General features: G+C 68.7%; 15 protein-coding genes. 7 read left to right on the top strand and 8 right to left on the bottom strand.

All coding sequences use genetic code 11. From position 1 onward, the window contains the following. Positions 1-7: 7 nt before the first annotated feature. Genes H286_RS0100695 through sdhC form a run of 8 tightly spaced genes read right to left on the bottom strand, consistent with a single transcriptional unit; the run spans position 8 to position 7,076 of the window. The gene (locus tag H286_RS0100695) at positions 8-463 is read right to left on the bottom strand and encodes a hypothetical protein (RefSeq protein WP_020096716.1); all 456 of its coding nucleotides are present in this window, start codon (positions 461-463) and stop codon (positions 8-10) included. Beyond that, a complete protein-coding gene (gene trpS / locus H286_RS0100700; RefSeq protein ID WP_081626483.1) occupies positions 456-1,460 on the bottom strand; it encodes a tryptophan--tRNA ligase in 1,005 nt (334 codons plus the stop codon). The genes H286_RS0100695 and trpS overlap by 8 nt, the downstream gene beginning before the upstream one ends. A gap of 47 nt (positions 1,461-1,507) precedes the next feature. Continuing rightward, a complete protein-coding gene (locus tag H286_RS0100705) occupies positions 1,508-2,377 on the bottom strand; it encodes an exodeoxyribonuclease III (protein WP_020096717.1) in 870 nt (289 codons plus the stop codon). A 4-nt stretch (positions 2,378-2,381) separates the two neighbouring features. Then, complete coding sequence (locus tag H286_RS0100710; protein ID WP_020096718.1) at positions 2,382-3,518, bottom strand: YihY/virulence factor BrkB family protein; 1,137 nt, start codon at positions 3,516-3,518, stop codon at positions 2,382-2,384. Positions 3,519-3,540: 22 nt separating this feature from the next. Continuing rightward, a complete protein-coding gene (locus H286_RS0100715; RefSeq protein WP_018188787.1) occupies positions 3,541-4,308 on the bottom strand; it encodes a succinate dehydrogenase iron-sulfur subunit in 768 nt (255 codons plus the stop codon). After that, positions 4,308-6,134: a succinate dehydrogenase flavoprotein subunit gene (gene sdhA, locus H286_RS0100720; protein ID WP_018188786.1), complete on the bottom strand. Its 1,827-nt coding sequence runs from the start codon at positions 6,132-6,134 to the stop codon at positions 4,308-4,310. The genes H286_RS0100715 and sdhA overlap by 1 nt, the downstream gene beginning before the upstream one ends. A gap of 46 nt (positions 6,135-6,180) precedes the next feature. After that, positions 6,181-6,642 (bottom strand): succinate dehydrogenase hydrophobic membrane anchor subunit, encoded by a 462-nt coding sequence (locus H286_RS0100725; protein ID WP_018188785.1) that lies wholly within the window; start codon positions 6,640-6,642, stop codon positions 6,181-6,183. Then, the gene (gene sdhC, locus H286_RS0100730) at positions 6,642-7,076 is read right to left on the bottom strand and encodes a succinate dehydrogenase, cytochrome b556 subunit (protein ID WP_018188784.1); all 435 of its coding nucleotides are present in this window, start codon (positions 7,074-7,076) and stop codon (positions 6,642-6,644) included. Before sdhC ends, H286_RS0100725 begins: the two co-directional genes overlap by 1 nt. Before the next feature lie 163 nt (positions 7,077-7,239). On the opposite strand from sdhC, the gene H286_RS0100735 reads away from it, so the two are divergent. From H286_RS0100735 to H286_RS0100765, 7 genes are all read left to right on the top strand, one after another. Further along, on the top strand, positions 7,240-8,352 hold the full coding sequence (locus H286_RS0100735; RefSeq protein ID WP_020096719.1) for a mannose-1-phosphate guanylyltransferase: 1,113 nt from the start codon (positions 7,240-7,242) through the stop codon (positions 8,350-8,352). Between the two features lie 163 nt (positions 8,353-8,515). Next, entirely contained in the window at positions 8,516-9,640 is a 1,125-nt protein-coding gene (locus H286_RS0100740) for a BMP family lipoprotein (RefSeq protein ID WP_018188782.1), read from the top strand. Between the two features lie 112 nt (positions 9,641-9,752). After that, a complete protein-coding gene (locus H286_RS0100745; RefSeq protein WP_018188781.1) occupies positions 9,753-11,267 on the top strand; it encodes an ABC transporter ATP-binding protein in 1,515 nt (504 codons plus the stop codon). Beyond that, positions 11,264-12,574, top strand: a complete 1,311-nt coding sequence (locus H286_RS0100750; protein WP_018188780.1) for an ABC transporter permease — start codon at positions 11,264-11,266, stop codon at positions 12,572-12,574. Before H286_RS0100745 ends, H286_RS0100750 begins: the two co-directional genes overlap by 4 nt. Continuing rightward, on the top strand, positions 12,571-13,857 hold the full coding sequence (locus tag H286_RS0100755) for an ABC transporter permease (protein ID WP_020096720.1): 1,287 nt from the start codon (positions 12,571-12,573) through the stop codon (positions 13,855-13,857). The genes H286_RS0100750 and H286_RS0100755 overlap by 4 nt, the downstream gene beginning before the upstream one ends. A gap of 49 nt (positions 13,858-13,906) precedes the next feature. Then, the gene (locus tag H286_RS0100760) at positions 13,907-14,305 is read left to right on the top strand and encodes a cytidine deaminase (protein WP_018188778.1); all 399 of its coding nucleotides are present in this window, start codon (positions 13,907-13,909) and stop codon (positions 14,303-14,305) included. Next, positions 14,302-15,594 (top strand): thymidine phosphorylase, encoded by a 1,293-nt coding sequence (locus H286_RS0100765; protein ID WP_020096721.1) that lies wholly within the window; start codon positions 14,302-14,304, stop codon positions 15,592-15,594. Before H286_RS0100760 ends, H286_RS0100765 begins: the two co-directional genes overlap by 4 nt. Positions 15,595-15,616 lie beyond the last annotated feature (22 nt).

A 15,616-nucleotide genomic window follows, 5' to 3' on the forward strand; every position in this document is an offset into this window, starting at 1 on the left:
AGCGGGCTCAGCCCTCGGGGTGCTGCTGGATCCAGACGGCCATGGCGGCGAGGTTGGCCAGCGGGGCCATCGCGCCGGTCACCGGCGCGTCGAACACGATGGACTCCACGCCGACCTCGGCGTAGGAGGCGACCCAGCCCGCGGCATCCGGCATCGGAACCGCGAGCAGCCGGTCGACCTCCCCGGGCGGGATGCCGAACCCCGCCGCCGCCTCTGCGGCACGCTCCGGCGTCGAGAAGGCGAAGATCGCCGGGCCCTGCTCGGTGGTGGCGGCGAAGGGGGAGGGCTGCTCATCGGTTCCGCGCGCGATGAAGATCCACCGCTCGAGGGCGAAGACGGCGCGCCAGAGGCGCTCCTGCGCGTCGCGGTCGTCGGGGGCGGCCATCGACACCGCAGCGGCCGCGTCGATCGCCGCGACGGTCTCGGGGGCGGGCCCGAGCTCGGGAGTCGGCTGATCAGGCACGACGCAGCAGCCCCAGCTTGTCGTAGACGTCGCCCAGGGTGCGATCGGCGACCTCCTCGGCGCGGGCGGCGTTCGTCGCGAGCACCCGGTCGAGCTCGGCCGGGTCGTCGAGCAGCTCGAGCGTGCGCTCGCGCACGGGACCGAACTCCGAGACGACGACCTCGGCGAGCCCCTTCTTGAAGTCGCCGTAGCCGCGACCTGCGTACTCGTCCTCGATCGAGGGGACCTGCCGACCGGTGAGGGCGGCGTAGATCACAAGGAGGTTCGAGACGCCGGGCTTGTTCTCCGAGTCGTAGCGGACGACGCCCTCCGAGTCGGTGACGGCCCGCATGATCTTCTTCGCCGACTTGGCCGGATCGTCGAGAAGCCAGAGGACACCGGCATCCGACTCGGCGGACTTCGACATCTTCGACGTCGGGTTCTGCAGGTCGTAGATCCGCGCCGTCTCCTTCTGGATGACGGGCTTCGGCACGACGAACGTCTGACCGTGGCGGCTGTTGAAGCGCTCGGCGAGGTCGCGGGTCAGCTCGACGTGCTGCTTCTGGTCGTCGCCCACGGGGACGAGATCCGTCTGGTACAGCAGGATGTCGGCGGCCATGAGGATCGGGTACGTGAAGAGCCCGACGTTGGTGGCGTCGGTGCCGTAGCGCGCCGACTTGTCCTTGAACTGCGTCATCCGGCCGGCCTCGCCGAAGCCGGTGACCGTGGACAGCACCCAGGCGAGCTCGGCGTGCGCGCGCACGTGCGACTGCACGTACAGCGTCGACTTCGACGGCTCGATGCCGGCGGCGATGTACTGCGCGGCGGTGCGGCGGGTCTTCTCGCGCAGCTCCGCGGGATCGTTCGGCTGCGTGAGGGCATGCAGGTCGACGACGGAGAAGAACGCGTCGTAGGACTCCTGCATGTCCCGCCACTGCAGGAGCGCCCCGATGTAGTTGCCGATCTGGAGGGAGTCGGCGGAGGGCTGCATTCCGGAGTACAGGCGGGGTTTGCTCACCCTACGATCCTAGGCGCGAACGGATGCCGCGCCCCCGCGTCCGTGCCTCAGCTGCCGAGCGTGTAGTCGGCCACGACGGGCGCGTGGTCGCTCCAGCGGGTGTCCCAGGACGGTGCCCGGACGACCCGGTAGTCGGTCGCCCGCGTCGCGAGCTCGGGGGTCGCGAGGTGGTAGTCGATCCGCCAGCCGGTGTCGTTGTCGAACGCCTTGCCGCGGTTCGACCACCACGTGTACGGCCCGTCGACCTCGCCGGCGAAGCTGCGCCCGACGTCGACCCAACCGAGTCCGGTGCCGCTGTCGCCGTCGACGGTCGTGACGGTCTCGCCCGCGGGCCCGGTGAAGCGGTCGAAGTACGCGCGCTCGCGCGGCAGGAAGCCGGCCTTCTTGACGTTGCCCTTCCAATTGCGGATGTCGAACTCGCGGTGCCCGACGTTGAGGTCGCCGGTGATGAGCGCGAGGTCGCCGAGGTGCGGCATCCGCTCTTCCATCGCGTCGAGGAACGCGTACTTCGCGACCTGCTTCTCGGTGCCCGCCTCGCCCGTGAAGACGTAGGCACTGACCACGGTGAGCAGCTCGCCGTCGACCTCGATGTCGGCTTCGACCCACCGGCCCTTCGAATCGAGCGTGTCGTCGCCGAGCTCGACGCGCCAGACGTCGAACGGCTCGCGGGTCGCGATCGCGACACCGGCGCGACCCTTCGCGAGGGCCTCGTCGTTCACCAGGTGCCACCCGGGAAGGGCGGCGGCGAGATCGGATGCCTCGGCCCGCACCTCCTGCAGGGTCAGGACGTCGACCCCCGCGGTCTCGAGCCAGTCGTGCATCCCCTTCCGGGCGGCGGCGCGGATGCCGTTGACGTTGACAGAGGCGATGCGGAGTGTTCGTGGCACGCCTTCCAGCGTATCCAGGGCGGCGGACATCGCCTCACCGCCGGGTGCGTTCCCAGAGGTCCTCGGCGTGCCGCAGATCACGCCGTGCGCCGGGCTTCCGCCACCACGAGGCGTCCGCGAGCGCCTGCCGCGCCTCGCGGACACCGGCTTCGGCCACGACGCAGAGGGCGCGGCGCTCCTGCTCCCGTCGCTCCTCGGCGGTCAACTCCACGAGCGGGATGTCGGCGTCATCCGCGGCGACGGCGATCCAGGACGCGGCGACGAGGATCACGATCCCCGCGAGGCGGAGCCAGAGCAGCAGCCCGACGACGGTGAAGGTCGCCAGGAGCGGATTGGTGGGGGAGTAGACCGCGAGGAATCCGGCGCCGAGCTGCAGGAGCGCGAGGGCACTCCCGCCGGCGGCGGCCCCCGGGATGATCGACCTCACCGGCAGCGAGGTCCCGGTGAGGAACCGGATGAGTCCGGTGAGAGCGGTGGTGTTCAGAAGGATGCTGACGATGACCGACGCGATGCGGCTCGATACGTCCACGGCGGTGGATTCGTACGGCACCCGGGCCCAGTCGAGCACGATCGCCACGACACCGCCCGCCACGAGTCCGAACAGCGCGCCGAGGACCAGGGCGAGCCCGAACAGGAGGGCGGCGAGCAGGTCCCCGAGTTTGAGGAGCACGAAGCTCCTCGTGTCGAACGGCAGGCCGAAGATGTCGCGCACCGCGCGGCGGGTGAAGGTGACGAATCCGATCGCCGTCCAGATCGCGACGGTGACGGCGATCGCACCCGTCACCGCGAGGAGGCTGCCGCTGTCGCGCGCGATACCCGCCACGTCGGCCGGATCGAGCGTTCCCCCGACCGCGATGAATCCGGGCAGGTAGGAGTTCACGACCGTGATGAGTCCGTCGATGGCGGTCTGCGAACCGCCCAGCCAGAGGCCGACGGCGGCGAAGGCGGTGTACAGCGTCGCGAAGATCGCGAACAGGGACTGATAGCTGATGGATGCCGCGAGCAGGAACCCGTTCCGCCGCAGGAAGCGGCGCCACACCCGCACCGGGAACGAGCCGATGGTCCGCTGCGTCAGCTCGGTGGCCCGCTCGATCGGCTGATCGAGTCGCTCGCGCAGACGAGACGCCTCCCACCGCTCGCGCAGGGGAGGCGTCGTGTCGTCCGAGGTCACGCCTCGAGGCTATCCGGCCGGATCAGCTGCGGAGGACCGCCTGCTTGACCTCGGCGATGGCCTTGGTGATCTCGATGCCGCGGGGGCACGCCTCGGTGCAGTTGAAGGTCGTGCGGCAGCGCCACACGCCTTCCTTGTCGTTGAGGATGTCGAGGCGCACGTCGCCCGCGTCGTCGCGCGAGTCGAAGATGAAGCGGTGCGCGTTGACGATCGCGGCGGGGCCGAAGTACTGACCGTCGGTCCAGAACACAGGGCAGGACGACGTGCACGCGGCGCAGAGGATGCACTTCGTGGTGTCGTCGTAGACGGCGCGGTCCTTGATCGACTGGATGCGCTCCTTGCCGGGCTCCGGCGCGCTGTTCGCCTGGAGGAAGGGCTGCACGTCGCGGAAGGACTCGAAGAACGGGTCCATGTCGACGATGAGGTCCTTCTCCAGCGGCAGTCCCTTGATCGCCTCGACGTAGATCGGCTTCGAGATGTCGAGGTCCTTGATCAGCGTCTTGCAGGCGAGGCGGTTGCGGCCGTTGATGCGCATGGCGTCCGAGCCGCAGATGCCGTGGGCGCACGAGCGGCGGAAGCTCAGCGTGCCGTCGACGTCCCACTTGATGCGGTGCAGTGCGTCCAGCACGCGGTCCGTCGGGTACATCTCCACGTCGTAGTCGACCCAGCGCGGCTCAGCGTCCACCTCGGGGTCGAAGCGCCGGATGATGAAGGTGACCAGGTACGACTGGATGCCGGAGTCGTTCGTCTCCTGCGTCTGCGCCGGGGCGCCGCTGTCGACGATCGTCATCAGTACTTCCTCTCCATCGGCGGGTAGTTGTACTCGCCCTGCTCGTTCTTGGTGAACACGACCGGCTTCCAATCCAGGCGGATGTGGTCCTCGGGGTTCGCGGAGTGCGGGTCGCCCGTGAGGTAGGCCATCGTGTGCTGCATGTATTCGTCGTCGTTGCGGTCGGGGTAGTCCTCGCGCATGTGACCGCCGCGGCTCTCCTTGCGGTTGCGCGCGGCGTAGGCGACGATCTCGGCGATGTCGAGGAGGAAGCCCAGCTCGACGGCCTCGAGGAGGTCGGTGTTGTAGCGCTTGCCCTTGTCGTCGACGTGGACGTTCTTGTACCGCTCGCGCAGGTCGTTGATCGTGCCCATGACGTTCGTGAGCGTCTCTTCGGTGCGGAAGACCTGGGCGTTGGCGTCCATCTCCTCCTGCAGCTTCTTGCGGAGCGTGGAGATGCGCTCGGTGCCCGCGTTGTTCCGCAGGCCCTCGATCAGCTCGCGGACCTCCTTCGCGGGGTCCTCGGGGAGCGGCATGAACTCGGCGGTCTGGACGTACTCGACCGCGTTCTGGCCGGAGCGCTTCCCGAAGACGTTGATGTCCAGGAGCGAGTTCGTGCCGAGGCGGTTCGCGCCGTGCACCGACACGCACGCGCACTCGCCCGCGGCGTAGAGGCCGGGGACGACGGTGTCGTTGTCGGCGAGGACCTCGCCCTTGATGTTGGTCGGGATGCCGCCCATCGCGTAGTGCGCGGTCGGCATGACCGGCACCGGCTCGACGACCGGGTCGACGCCGAGGTAGGTACGGGCGAACTCGGTGATGTCGGGGAGCTTCGTCTCGAGCACTTCGGCGCCCAGGTGCGTGCAGTCGAGGTAGACGTAGTCCTTGTTCGGGCCGGCGCCGCGGCCTTCGAGGACCTCCTTGACCATGCACCGGGCGACGATGTCGCGGGGCGCGAGGTCCTTGATGGTGGGGGCGTAGCGCTCCATGAACCGCTCGCCCGAGGCGTTGCGGAGGATCGCGCCCTCGCCGCGGGCACCCTCGGTGAGAAGGATGCCGAGGCCCGCCAGACCTGTCGGGTGGAACTGGAAGAACTCGATGTCCTCGAGCGGCAGTCCCTTGCGCCAGACGATGCCGACGCCGTCACCGGTGAGGGTGTGGGCGTTCGAGGTCGTCTTGAAGATCTTGCCGAAGCCGCCGGTCGCGAAGATGACGGCCTTGGCGTGGAAGACGTGGAGGTCGCCGGTGGCGAGCTCGTACGCGACGACACCGGCGATGCCGGTGCGACCCAGGGCATCCTTCACCGTGATGAGGTCGAGGGCGTAGAACTCGTTGAAGAAGTTGATGCCGAGCTTGACGCAGTTCTGGAACAGCGTCTGGAGGATCATGTGACCCGTCCGGTCGGCGGCGTAGCAGGCGCGACGGACCGGGTTCTTGCCGTGCTCAGCGGTGTGCCCGCCGAAACGGCGCTGGTCGATCTTGCCGTCGGGCGTGCGGTTGAAGGGCAGGCCCATGTTCTCGAGGTCGATGACCGCGTCGATGGCTTCCTTCGCGAGGATCTCGGCTGCGTCCTGGTCGACGAGGTAGTCGCCGCCCTTGACGGTGTCGAAGGTGTGCCACTCCCAGGAGTCCTCTTCGACGTTGGCGAGCGCTGCCGCCATGCCGCCCTGTGCCGCGCCGGTGTGGCTGCGGGTCGGGTAGAGCTTAGTGATGACGGCCGTCTTCGCGCCGGGACCGGCCTCGATCGCGGCGCGCATGCCGGCGCCGCCGGCGCCCACGATGACGACGTCGAACTGGTGGTAGTGGACGCCGTCCTTGACGACGGAGTCCGCGGTCTGAGTGCTCACGTGACGAATGCCTCTGTTCTCTGCTTTGCGTGCCGGCGCGGCCGGCTCAGCCCTGTGCCTTGCAGACCTCGGCGAGAACGCTGCCGTCGAGGTTGGGGATGCAGGGATCGAAGGTGAAGACCACGAGGGTGCCGAGGAGGATCATGAAGCCGGCCACCACCCAGAGGCTGGTGACGAGGACCCGGCGGACCTTCGCGTTGGTGACGTAGTCGTTGACGATCGTGCGCATGCCGTTCGTGCCGTGGATGAACGCCAGCCACAGCATGAGGACGTCCCACCACTGCCAGAACGGCGTGGCGAACTTGCCCGCGACAAACGCGAAGTCCAGGCCCGAGATGCCCTCGCCGAGCATGAGGTTGACGAAGAGGTGACCGAAGATGAGGACGAGCAGCAGCACGCCCGAGACGCGCATGAAGACCCAGCCCCACTTCTCGAGGTTGGGACCCTTCTTGCGGACGGCGGCCTTGCCCTGCGGGGTGCGCGGAGCGGCGAGGGTGTCGGCGGTCATCAGTGCTCGCCTCCCATGTGCGAGAAGACGTTCGGAAGGTGGCGCGCGGCGAAGCCGACGAGGGTGACGGCCCAGACGGCCAGCACTCCCCACCACAGCTGCCGCTGGTGACGCGTGGCCCACGGCCACAGGTCCACCGCGATGATGCGGAGGCCGTTGAAGGCGTGGTAGACGATCGCGCCGACCAGGGCGACTTCGCCGAGGCCCATGATCGGGTTCTTGTACGTGCCGATGACCGCGTTGTACGCATCGGGGGAGACCCGGATGAGTGCGGTGTCGAGGACGTGCACGAGCAGGAAGAAGAAGATGGCGATGCCGGTGATGCGGTGAAGGACCCACGACCACATGCCCTCGTTGCCGCGGTACAGCGTGCCGCGCGGGGTCTTGGACGTGGTCTCAGCGATCGACGGCGTGACGCGTGCTGGTGCAGACACGGTCGTCCTCCCTTGAGTGAGATGGATCGCGCGCGTGCGGCGAGATCGCGGCATCCCGGGGAATGTCGCCCATCGTCGCAAGCGGGCGCATCGACCATCCTAAGCGGCCTCGAGAGGGGTGGGCGAGGAAGGCGAGCCTTAATCGGCCGGTAGGGTTCCGACCATGGTCGAACACATCGAGGACTTTTACGCCGTCATCCCCGCCGGGGGCGTCGGATCCCGCCTGTGGCCCCTGTCTCGCGCGGATGCCCCGAAGTTCCTCCACGACCTGACCGGGTCGGGGCACTCCCTCCTCCGCGACACGTGGAACCGCCTCGAGCCCCTCACCGGGCCCGATCGGATCGCCGTCGTCACCGGCCGCGCGCACCGCGCCGCCGTCGAGGCGCAGCTCCCCGGCATCCCCGACAAGAACGTCATCCTCGAATCCGAGCCGCGCGACTCCGCCGCCGCGATCGGCCTCGCTGCGTCGATCCTGCACCGGCGGCATCCGGATGTCGTCATCGGATCCTTCGCCGCCGATCACGTCATCCGCGGCTCGCGCGTGTTCGAGTTCGCGGTGCGCGACGCCGTCGAGGTGGCACGCGAGGGCTACATCTGCACGATCGGCATCACCCCGTCCGAGCCGGCGGTCGGCTTCGGCTACATCAAGCGGGGCGGCGAGCTGATCGTCGACGGCGCGCGGGATGCCTCCCTGGTCGAGCGCTTCGTCGAGAAGCCCGACCTCGAGACGGCGAAGGCCTACGTCGCCGATCGCTCCTACCTGTGGAACGCGGGCATGTTCATCTCGCGGGCCGACGTCCTGCTCGCCGAGATCGAGGCGAACAACCCCACCCTGCACGCCGGGCTCATGGAGCTCGCCGAAGCGTGGGACGACCGCGATCTCCGGGGCCCCGCCGTCGACCGCATCTGGCCGACCCTCGAGAAGATCGCGATCGACTACGTCGTCGCGGAGCCGGCGGCGGAGAAGGGCAAGCTCGCCGTCGTCCCCGGACACTTCGACTGGGATGACGTGGGGGACTTCGCGAGCCTCGCCAAGCTCAACTCGGGCGGCCGCACGGACCTCGCGATCCTCGGACAGAACGCCCGCGTGCTCTCGGATGCCGCGAGCGGCATCGTCGTCTCGCAGACGAGTCGCGTGATCAGCATCATCGGCGTCAAGGACATCGTCGTCGTCGACACGGACGACGCGCTTCTGGTGACCACTGCCGAGCACGCCCAGCGGGTCAAGAGCGTCGTCGACGCGCTGAAGGTGACCGGTCGCGGGGACGTCCTCTGACACCCCGTCCGTTGAGCAGGATGCCGCTCCTGTGACGGGTTCATTGCGGCTTTGTAACCATTCGGACGAACGGGCTCATCAGGGTGACCGGTCGTCGTCACAGTGGGTAACTTCGGTTGCGCACACCCGCGAAGTCCGCGGGTTCTCTTCCGTGGAGGCACTCTTGACCATCTCGAACCCGAAGAAGCTCGCCGGCATCGCCGGTGCCGCGCTTCTCATCGCCGCGCTGGCTGGCTGCGGTACCGCACCCGAGGCCAACCCGACGTCGTCCGCCGGCGCCGGTGGCGGCGACATCGTCGACGGCTTCAAGCCCTGCCTGGTCTCCGACGCCGGTGGCTGGAACGACAAGTCGTTCAACGAGTCGGCCAAGAACGGCATGGACAAGGCCGCCGACGAGCTGGGCATCAAGCCCCTCGAGTTCGAGTCGACCAACGACAACGACTACGAGCCCAACATGACCACGGCGATCTCCGAGGGCTGCACCCTCATCGTCTCGGTCGGCTTCAAGCTCGCCGCGGCGACGGTCGAGGCGGCCAAGGCCAACCCGGAACTGCAGTTCGCGATCATCGACGACTACGCGGACACCGACCAGGACGGCAAGACCGACGCCCCCAACATCAAGCCCCTCGTGTTCAACACGGCGGAGGCCGCGTACCTCGGTGGCTACGCCGCCGCCGCGTGGTCCGCTGAGGCCGGCGTCAACAAGGTGGGCACCTTCGGTGGCCTCCAGATCCCCTCGGTCGCGGTCTTCATGGACGGCTACGCCCTCGGCGTCGAGAAGTACAACGAGGACAAGGGTGCCGACGTCAAGCTCTTCGGCTGGGACGTCGCCGCTCAGAAGGGCGCCTTCACCGGCGGCTTCGACGCGAACGACACCGCCAAGCAGACCGCTCAGTCGGTCCTCGACCAGGGCGTCGACGTCATCCTCCCCGTCGGCGGTCCGATCTACACGAGCGCCGCAGCGGCGATCAAGGACAGCGGTGACGACACCCTCATCCTCGGCGTCGACAGCGACCTCGCCGTCGCCGATGACACGGTCTCCGACATCACGCTGGTCTCGATCATGAAGGCGATCGACGTGGCCGTCTACGACACCACGGTCGCCGCATCGACCGGCAAGTTCGACGCCGCGCCGTACGTCGGCACCCTCGAGAACGAGGGCGTCAAGCTCTCGAGCTTCCACGACTTCGAGTCGAAGCTGCCCGCCGGTCTGACCGACGAGCTCGACACGCTCCAGAAGTCGATCATCTCCGGTGACATCACGGTCGAGTCCAAGAACTCGCCGTGATCTGAACGACATCCACTCGGGGCGGGCAGCGCAGAGCTGTCCGCCCCGAGTGCCGTTCGCTCAACGTTTTATGGCGGGTACTTTCCAGACACCCGCCGGTTAGGGTTCTCGTATGAAGCTCGAGCTCCGCGGAATCACGAAAAGATTCGGCAGCCTCGTCGCCAACGATCACATCGACCTCGTGGTCGAGCCGGGGGAGATCCACGCTCTCCTCGGCGAGAACGGCGCCGGCAAATCCACTCTCATGAACGTCCTCTACGGCCTCTACCGCGCCGATGAGGGACAGATCCTGCTGGACGACGCCGTCCAGAACTTCCGGGGTCCCGGTGACGCGATGGCGGCCGGCATCGGCATGGTGCACCAGCACTTCATGCTCATCCCCGTGTTCACCGTCGCCGAGAACGTCATGCTCGGCCACGAGAAGACGACCGGCCTCGGCAAGCTCGACCTCGCGCAGGCCCGCGCCCATGTGCGTGCCGTCGCCGACCGGTTCGGCTTCCAGATCGACCCCGACGCCCTCGTCGGCGACCTCCCCGTCGGCGTCCAGCAGCGCGTCGAGATCATCAAGGCTCTCTCCCGCGACGCGAAGGTCCTCGTTTTCGACGAGCCGACCGCGGTCCTCACCCCCCAGGAGACGGACGAGCTCATGGGGATCATGCGACAGCTGCGCGACGAGGGGACGTCCATCGTCTTCATCACGCACAAGCTGCGCGAAGTGCGCGAGGTCGCCGACCGGATCACGGTCGTGCGCCTCGGCAAGATCGTCGGCACCGCGTCGCCGACGGCGACCAACGCCGAGCTCGCCTCCCTCATGGTCGGTCGTGCCGTAGAGCTGACCGTCCAGAAGGAGCCGGCCAAGCCGAGCTCCGGCGGACTCGAGGTGCGAGACCTGCGCGTCCTCACCCCCGGCGGCGCCATCGTCGTCGACGAGGTGTCGTTCGACGTCCGTCCTGGCGAGATCCTCGCCGTCGCAGGTGTGCAGGGCAACGGCCAGACGGAGCTCGTCGAGGCCATCGTCGGCCTCGCCGCCCGCACCGAGGGCTCCATCAGCCTCGACGGCACGGAGCTCGTCGGAAAGAGCGTCCGCAGCATCCTGGATGCCGGCGTGGGCTTCGTCCCCGAGGACCGCAAGGAAGACGGGCTCGTCGGCGGCTTCTCCGTCGCCGAGAACCTCATCCTCGACCGCACCACCGACCCGGCGTTCTCGCGCGCGGGCACCATCCGCCGCGCCGAACTCGACGCGTTCGCGCGTGCCCGCATCGAGGAATACGACATCCGCACGCGGGGTCCCGAGACCCCTGCAGGCACCTTGTCCGGCGGAAACCAGCAGAAGGTCGTCATCGCTCGCGAGATGAGCCGCGACCTCAAGCTCTTCGTCGCCGCCCAGCCGACCCGCGGCGTCGACGTCGGATCCATCGAGTTCATCCACAAGCGCATCGTCGAGACGCGCGACGCGGGGATCCCCGTGATCGTCGTGTCGACCGAGCTCGACGAGGTCACCGCACTCGCCGATCGCATCGCTGTCATGTACCGCGGGCGCGTCGTGGGCATCGTCCCCGGTGACACCCCCCGCGAAACCCTCGGCCTCATGATGGCCGGCGCAACCGACCCGGAGGTGGCTGCATGAGCGGCACGACGCCCGGCGCCGCCGACGCGGCGCATCCCGCTGCACAGCTGCCCACCGCGAGCGGCCCGCTGACGGGGGAGAAGGAGCCGGGGCAGCCTTCGCGCACCGACGTCTTCTTCCGTGAGCTCGTGCGCGGCAGCGCCGTCACGACGATCCTCGCCTTCGTGCTCGCCATGATCGTCGGCGGCGTGCTCATCGCGGTGACCAACGAAGAGGTGCAGCGCACGAGCGGATACTTCTTCGCGCGTCCCACCGACACCCTCGTCGCGGCGTGGAACGCCATCTACACCGGGTACGAGGCCCTCTTCCGCGGCGCCGTCTTCAACCCGCGCGTCGGCGACTTCTCGGCGCAGATCCGCCCGCTGACCAACACCCTCGGGTTCGCCGCGCCGCTGATCGCCGCCGGCCTCGGCGTCGCCCTGGCGTTCCGCGTCGGCCTGTTCAACATCGGTGCGCGCGGCCAGATGCTCGTCGGTGCCCTGTTCGCAGGCTTCTTCGCGTTCAACCTCGACCTGCCGCTGCTCGTGCACCTGCCGCTCACCCTGCTCGCCGGCATCCTGGGCGGAGCGATCTGGGGCGGTCTCGTGGGTCTGCTGAAGGCGCGCACCGGTGCGCACGAGGTGATCCTCACGATCATGCTCAACTACGTCGCGTACTACCTGCTGCTGTGGATGCTGCGCACCCCGGGTCTCCTGCAGGCAGAGGGCAGCAACCAGCCGCAGTCGCAGCCGACGCCGGCCACAGCCCAGTTCCCCGACCTGTTCGGCCCGACGTTCCCGCAGCTGGACTGGGGCTTCGTCATCGTCGTCGTCGCGACCGTGTTCGTCTGGTGGCTCATCGAGCGCTCCAGCCTCGGACTGCGGATGCGGGCCGTAGGCGAGAACCCGCACGCCGCGCGTGCGGGCGGCATCAACGTCGAGCGCATCTACATCTACGCCATGGTCTTCGCCGGCGGCCTCGCCGGTCTCGCCGCCATGAACCAGATCCAGGGCAACGTCACGACCGGTTTCGCCGCCACCATCGACGCCGGCATCGGCTTCGACGCGATCACCGTGGCCCTCCTCGGGCGCAGCCGCGCGTGGGGGACCTTCGCGGCCGGCATCCTGTTCGGCGCCCTCAAGGCGGGGTCGTTCTCGATGCAGGCGCAGGGGATCCCGGTCGACATCGTGCTCGTCGTCCAGTCGCTCGTCGTGCTCTTCATCGCGGCGCCGCCTCTGCTGCGCGCCGTGTTCTTCCTTCCCAAGACCGAGATCGAGAAGGCGGACAAGGCGCGAGCCAAGGCCGCGAAGAAGGCGGTGGCGGCATGAGCGCTCCGGCTCCCGCACTCGAATCCGACGGCACCATCCAGCTGACCGTCGTCAAGGCGCGTCACGTCAAGGTGCCGATCGTCTTCGGCGTCGTCGTCGTGCTGATGGCGCTCCTGTTCGGCCTCGTCCCCCGCGGCGCCGTCACGACGTTCCGCCTCGGCGACGCGACCTCGTCGATCGCCGTCCCGAACATCGAGGTGCCGACGGGCGCCACGAGCTGGGCGATGGTCGTCGTCCTCGTCCTCCTCGCGGCACTGGCGGCATGGAACGCATGGAACTACCGCCGGACGCCGCTGTGGCTGACCTCGGTCTTCGCCGTCATTGCGGTCGTCGCCTTCATCGTGTGGGCCGCCGCCGGAGGAACCTTCCCCGTCACGAGCCTGCTCTTCGGAGCCGTGTCGCTGTCGGTCCCGCTGGTGTTCGGTGCGCTGGGCGGGGTCATCGGCGAACGCGTCGGCGTCGTCAACGTCGCCATCGAGGGTCAGTTGCTGCTGGGCGCCTTCTCGGCGGCACTCCTGTCGAGCATCACGGGCAGCCCCTTCATCGGCCTGATCGGCGCGATGGTGGGCGGCGTGCTGGTCTCCTTCGTCCTCGCGGCGTTCGCCATCAAGTACCTCGTCGACCAGGTGATCGTCGGCGTCGTCCTGAACGTCCTCGTGACCGGCCTGACAGGCTTCCTCTACGGGGCGCTGCTCGTCCCCAACGAGGACACCCTCAACCGTCCGGAGCGCTTCGGCCGCATCGAGATCCCGTTCCTGAGCGAGATCCCGATCATCGGTCCGGTCCTGTTCAACCAGACCTTCATCGTGTACCTCATGTACGTCGCGGTCGCCGTCGTCTCGTGGAGCCTCTACCGCACGCGCTGGGGTCTGCGCCTCCGCGCCGTCGGTGAGCACCCGCAGGCCGCCGACACCGTGGGCATCAAGGTCAACACGACGCGATTCTGGAACGTCTCGCTCGCCGGTGCGATCGCCGGCATCGGCGGCGCGTACTTCACGCTCGTGTCGGTGCCGCAGTTCGGCAAGGAGATGACCGCCGGGCTCGGCTTCATCGCTCTCGCGGCCGTCATCTTCGGCCGGTGGGACCCGATCCGCGCGACGCTCGCCGCGCTGCTGTTCGGCTTCGCGACGAACCTGCAGAACCAGCTCACCGTGCTGGACACCCCCATCCCGAGCGAATTCATGCTCATGCTGCCGTACGTCGTGACGATCCTCGCGGTCGCCGGTTTCGCCGGGCAGATCCGCGGGCCCGCGGCAGCGGGCAAGCCCTACATCAAGGGCTGATACGGATGCCGCGACCTGCGGCATCCGTCGATCTACAGAGGAAGAAGTCGTGACCGACATCGATTGGGACGAGCTGCGCTCCGCAGCCGTCGAGGCCATGGAGAAGGCGTACGCGCCGTACTCCCGTTACCGAGTGGGCGCCGCGGCGCTCGTGAGCGACGGGCGGATCGTGACCGGCTGCAATGTCGAGAACGCGTCCTACGGCGTTGGGCTGTGCGCGGAGTGCGGTCTCGTCGGCAACCTCCACATGACCGGCGGCGGCGAACTCGTCGCGTTCGTCTGCGTCAACAACGACGGCGAGACGATCATGCCGTGCGGCCGGTGCCGACAGCTGCTCAACGAATTCGCGATCCCCGGGATGCTGCTGGAAACCGTGTCCGGTATCCGCACCATCGACGAGGTCCTGCCCGATGCGTTCGGTCCCCGCGATCTGGAGGCCGCCCGATGAGCGCGGTCGAGGCGTTCGACGCCGTCGACGTCATCCGGACGAAGCGCGACGGCGGCGCCGTCCCCGAGGATGCGCTCCGCTGGATGATCGACGCGTACACCCGCGAGTACGTCGCCGACTCGCAGATGGCCGCGTTCGCGATGGCGGTGCTCCTCAACGGGATGAACCGCGACGAGATCCGCGTCATGACCGATGCGATGATCGCCTCGGGGGAGCGGATGAGCTTCGGCGGGCTCGGCAAGCCGACCGTCGACAAGCACTCCACCGGCGGCGTCGGTGACAAGATCACCCTCCCGCTCGCGCCGCTCGTCGCCGCCTTCGGCGTCGCGGTGCCGCAGCTGTCGGGCCGCGGACTGGGGCACACCGGCGGCACGCTCGACAAGCTCGAGGCCATCCCCGGCTGGCGAGCAGCCCTCAGCAACGACGAGATGATCGCGCAGATGCGGGATGTCGGCGCCGTCATCTGCGCCGCCGGCTCCGGCCTGGCACCGGCCGACAAGCGCCTCTACGCGCTCCGCGACGTCACCGGCACCGTCGAGGCGATCCCGCTCATCGCCTCGAGCATCATGTCGAAGAAGATCGCCGAGGGCACGGATTCGCTCGTCCTCGACGTGAAGTTCGGCTCCGGCGCCTTCATGCAGGACGTCGACAAGGCCCGCGAGCTCGCCCGCACGATGGTCGCCCTCGGCACCGATTCGGGCGTCGCGACCACGGCGCTGCTCACCGACATGAACACGCCCCTCGGCCTCGCCATCGGTAACGCCAACGAGGTCCGCGAGTCCGTCGAGGTGCTCGCCGGCGGCGGACCCGCCGACGTCGTCGAGCTGACCGTCGCGCTCGCACGAGAGATGCTCGCCCTCGCCGGCCAGCCCGACGCCGACGTGGAAGCCGCCCTGAAGGACGGCCGCGCCATGGACTCGTGGCGCCGGATGATCCGCGCGCAGGACGGTGACCCGGATGCCGCAATGCCCACCGCGCGCGAGACCCACACCGTCACGGCGACCGAGTCCGGCGTCGTCACGCGGCTCGAAGCCCTCCCGTTCGGGATCGCCGCCTGGCGCCTCGGCGCCGGACGCGCCCGTGCACAGGACCCCGTCATCCACGCCGCCGGTATCGACCTGCACGTGAAGCCGGGCGACACGGTCACCGCCGGACAGCCGCTGTTCACACTGCTGGCCGACGATGAGAACCGCTTCGCGCGGGCCGCCGAGGCGCTCGAGGGCGCCTGGGAGATCGGTGCGGAAGCCCCGGCATCCACCCCGCTCGTCCTCGAGCGCATCACCGCCTGAACCCCTCACGACAGGACTGCAC

This window comes from Microbacterium sp. 11MF (assembly GCF_000383475.1).
Lineage (GTDB): Bacteria > Actinomycetota > Actinomycetes > Actinomycetales > Microbacteriaceae > Microbacterium > Microbacterium aquilitoris.

Coding starts and splice junctions, on each gene's coding strand:
- H286_RS0100705 (WP_020096717.1), bottom strand. CDS start 2,377: ATGTCCGCCGCCCTGGATACGCTGGAAGGCGTGCCACGAACACTCCGC.
- H286_RS0100715 (WP_018188787.1), bottom strand. CDS start 4,308: ATGACGATCGTCGACAGCGGCGCCCCGGCGCAGACGCAGGAGACGAAC.
- H286_RS0100725 (WP_018188785.1), bottom strand. CDS start 6,642: ATGACCGCCGACACCCTCGCCGCTCCGCGCACCCCGCAGGGCAAGGCC.
- H286_RS0100735 (WP_020096719.1), top strand. CDS start 7,240: ATGGTCGAACACATCGAGGACTTTTACGCCGTCATCCCCGCCGGGGGC.
- H286_RS0100745 (WP_018188781.1), top strand. CDS start 9,753: ATGAAGCTCGAGCTCCGCGGAATCACGAAAAGATTCGGCAGCCTCGTC.
- H286_RS0100750 (WP_018188780.1), top strand. CDS start 11,264: ATGAGCGGCACGACGCCCGGCGCCGCCGACGCGGCGCATCCCGCTGCA.
- H286_RS0100755 (WP_020096720.1), top strand. CDS start 12,571: ATGAGCGCTCCGGCTCCCGCACTCGAATCCGACGGCACCATCCAGCTG.
- H286_RS0100765 (WP_020096721.1), top strand. CDS start 14,302: ATGAGCGCGGTCGAGGCGTTCGACGCCGTCGACGTCATCCGGACGAAG.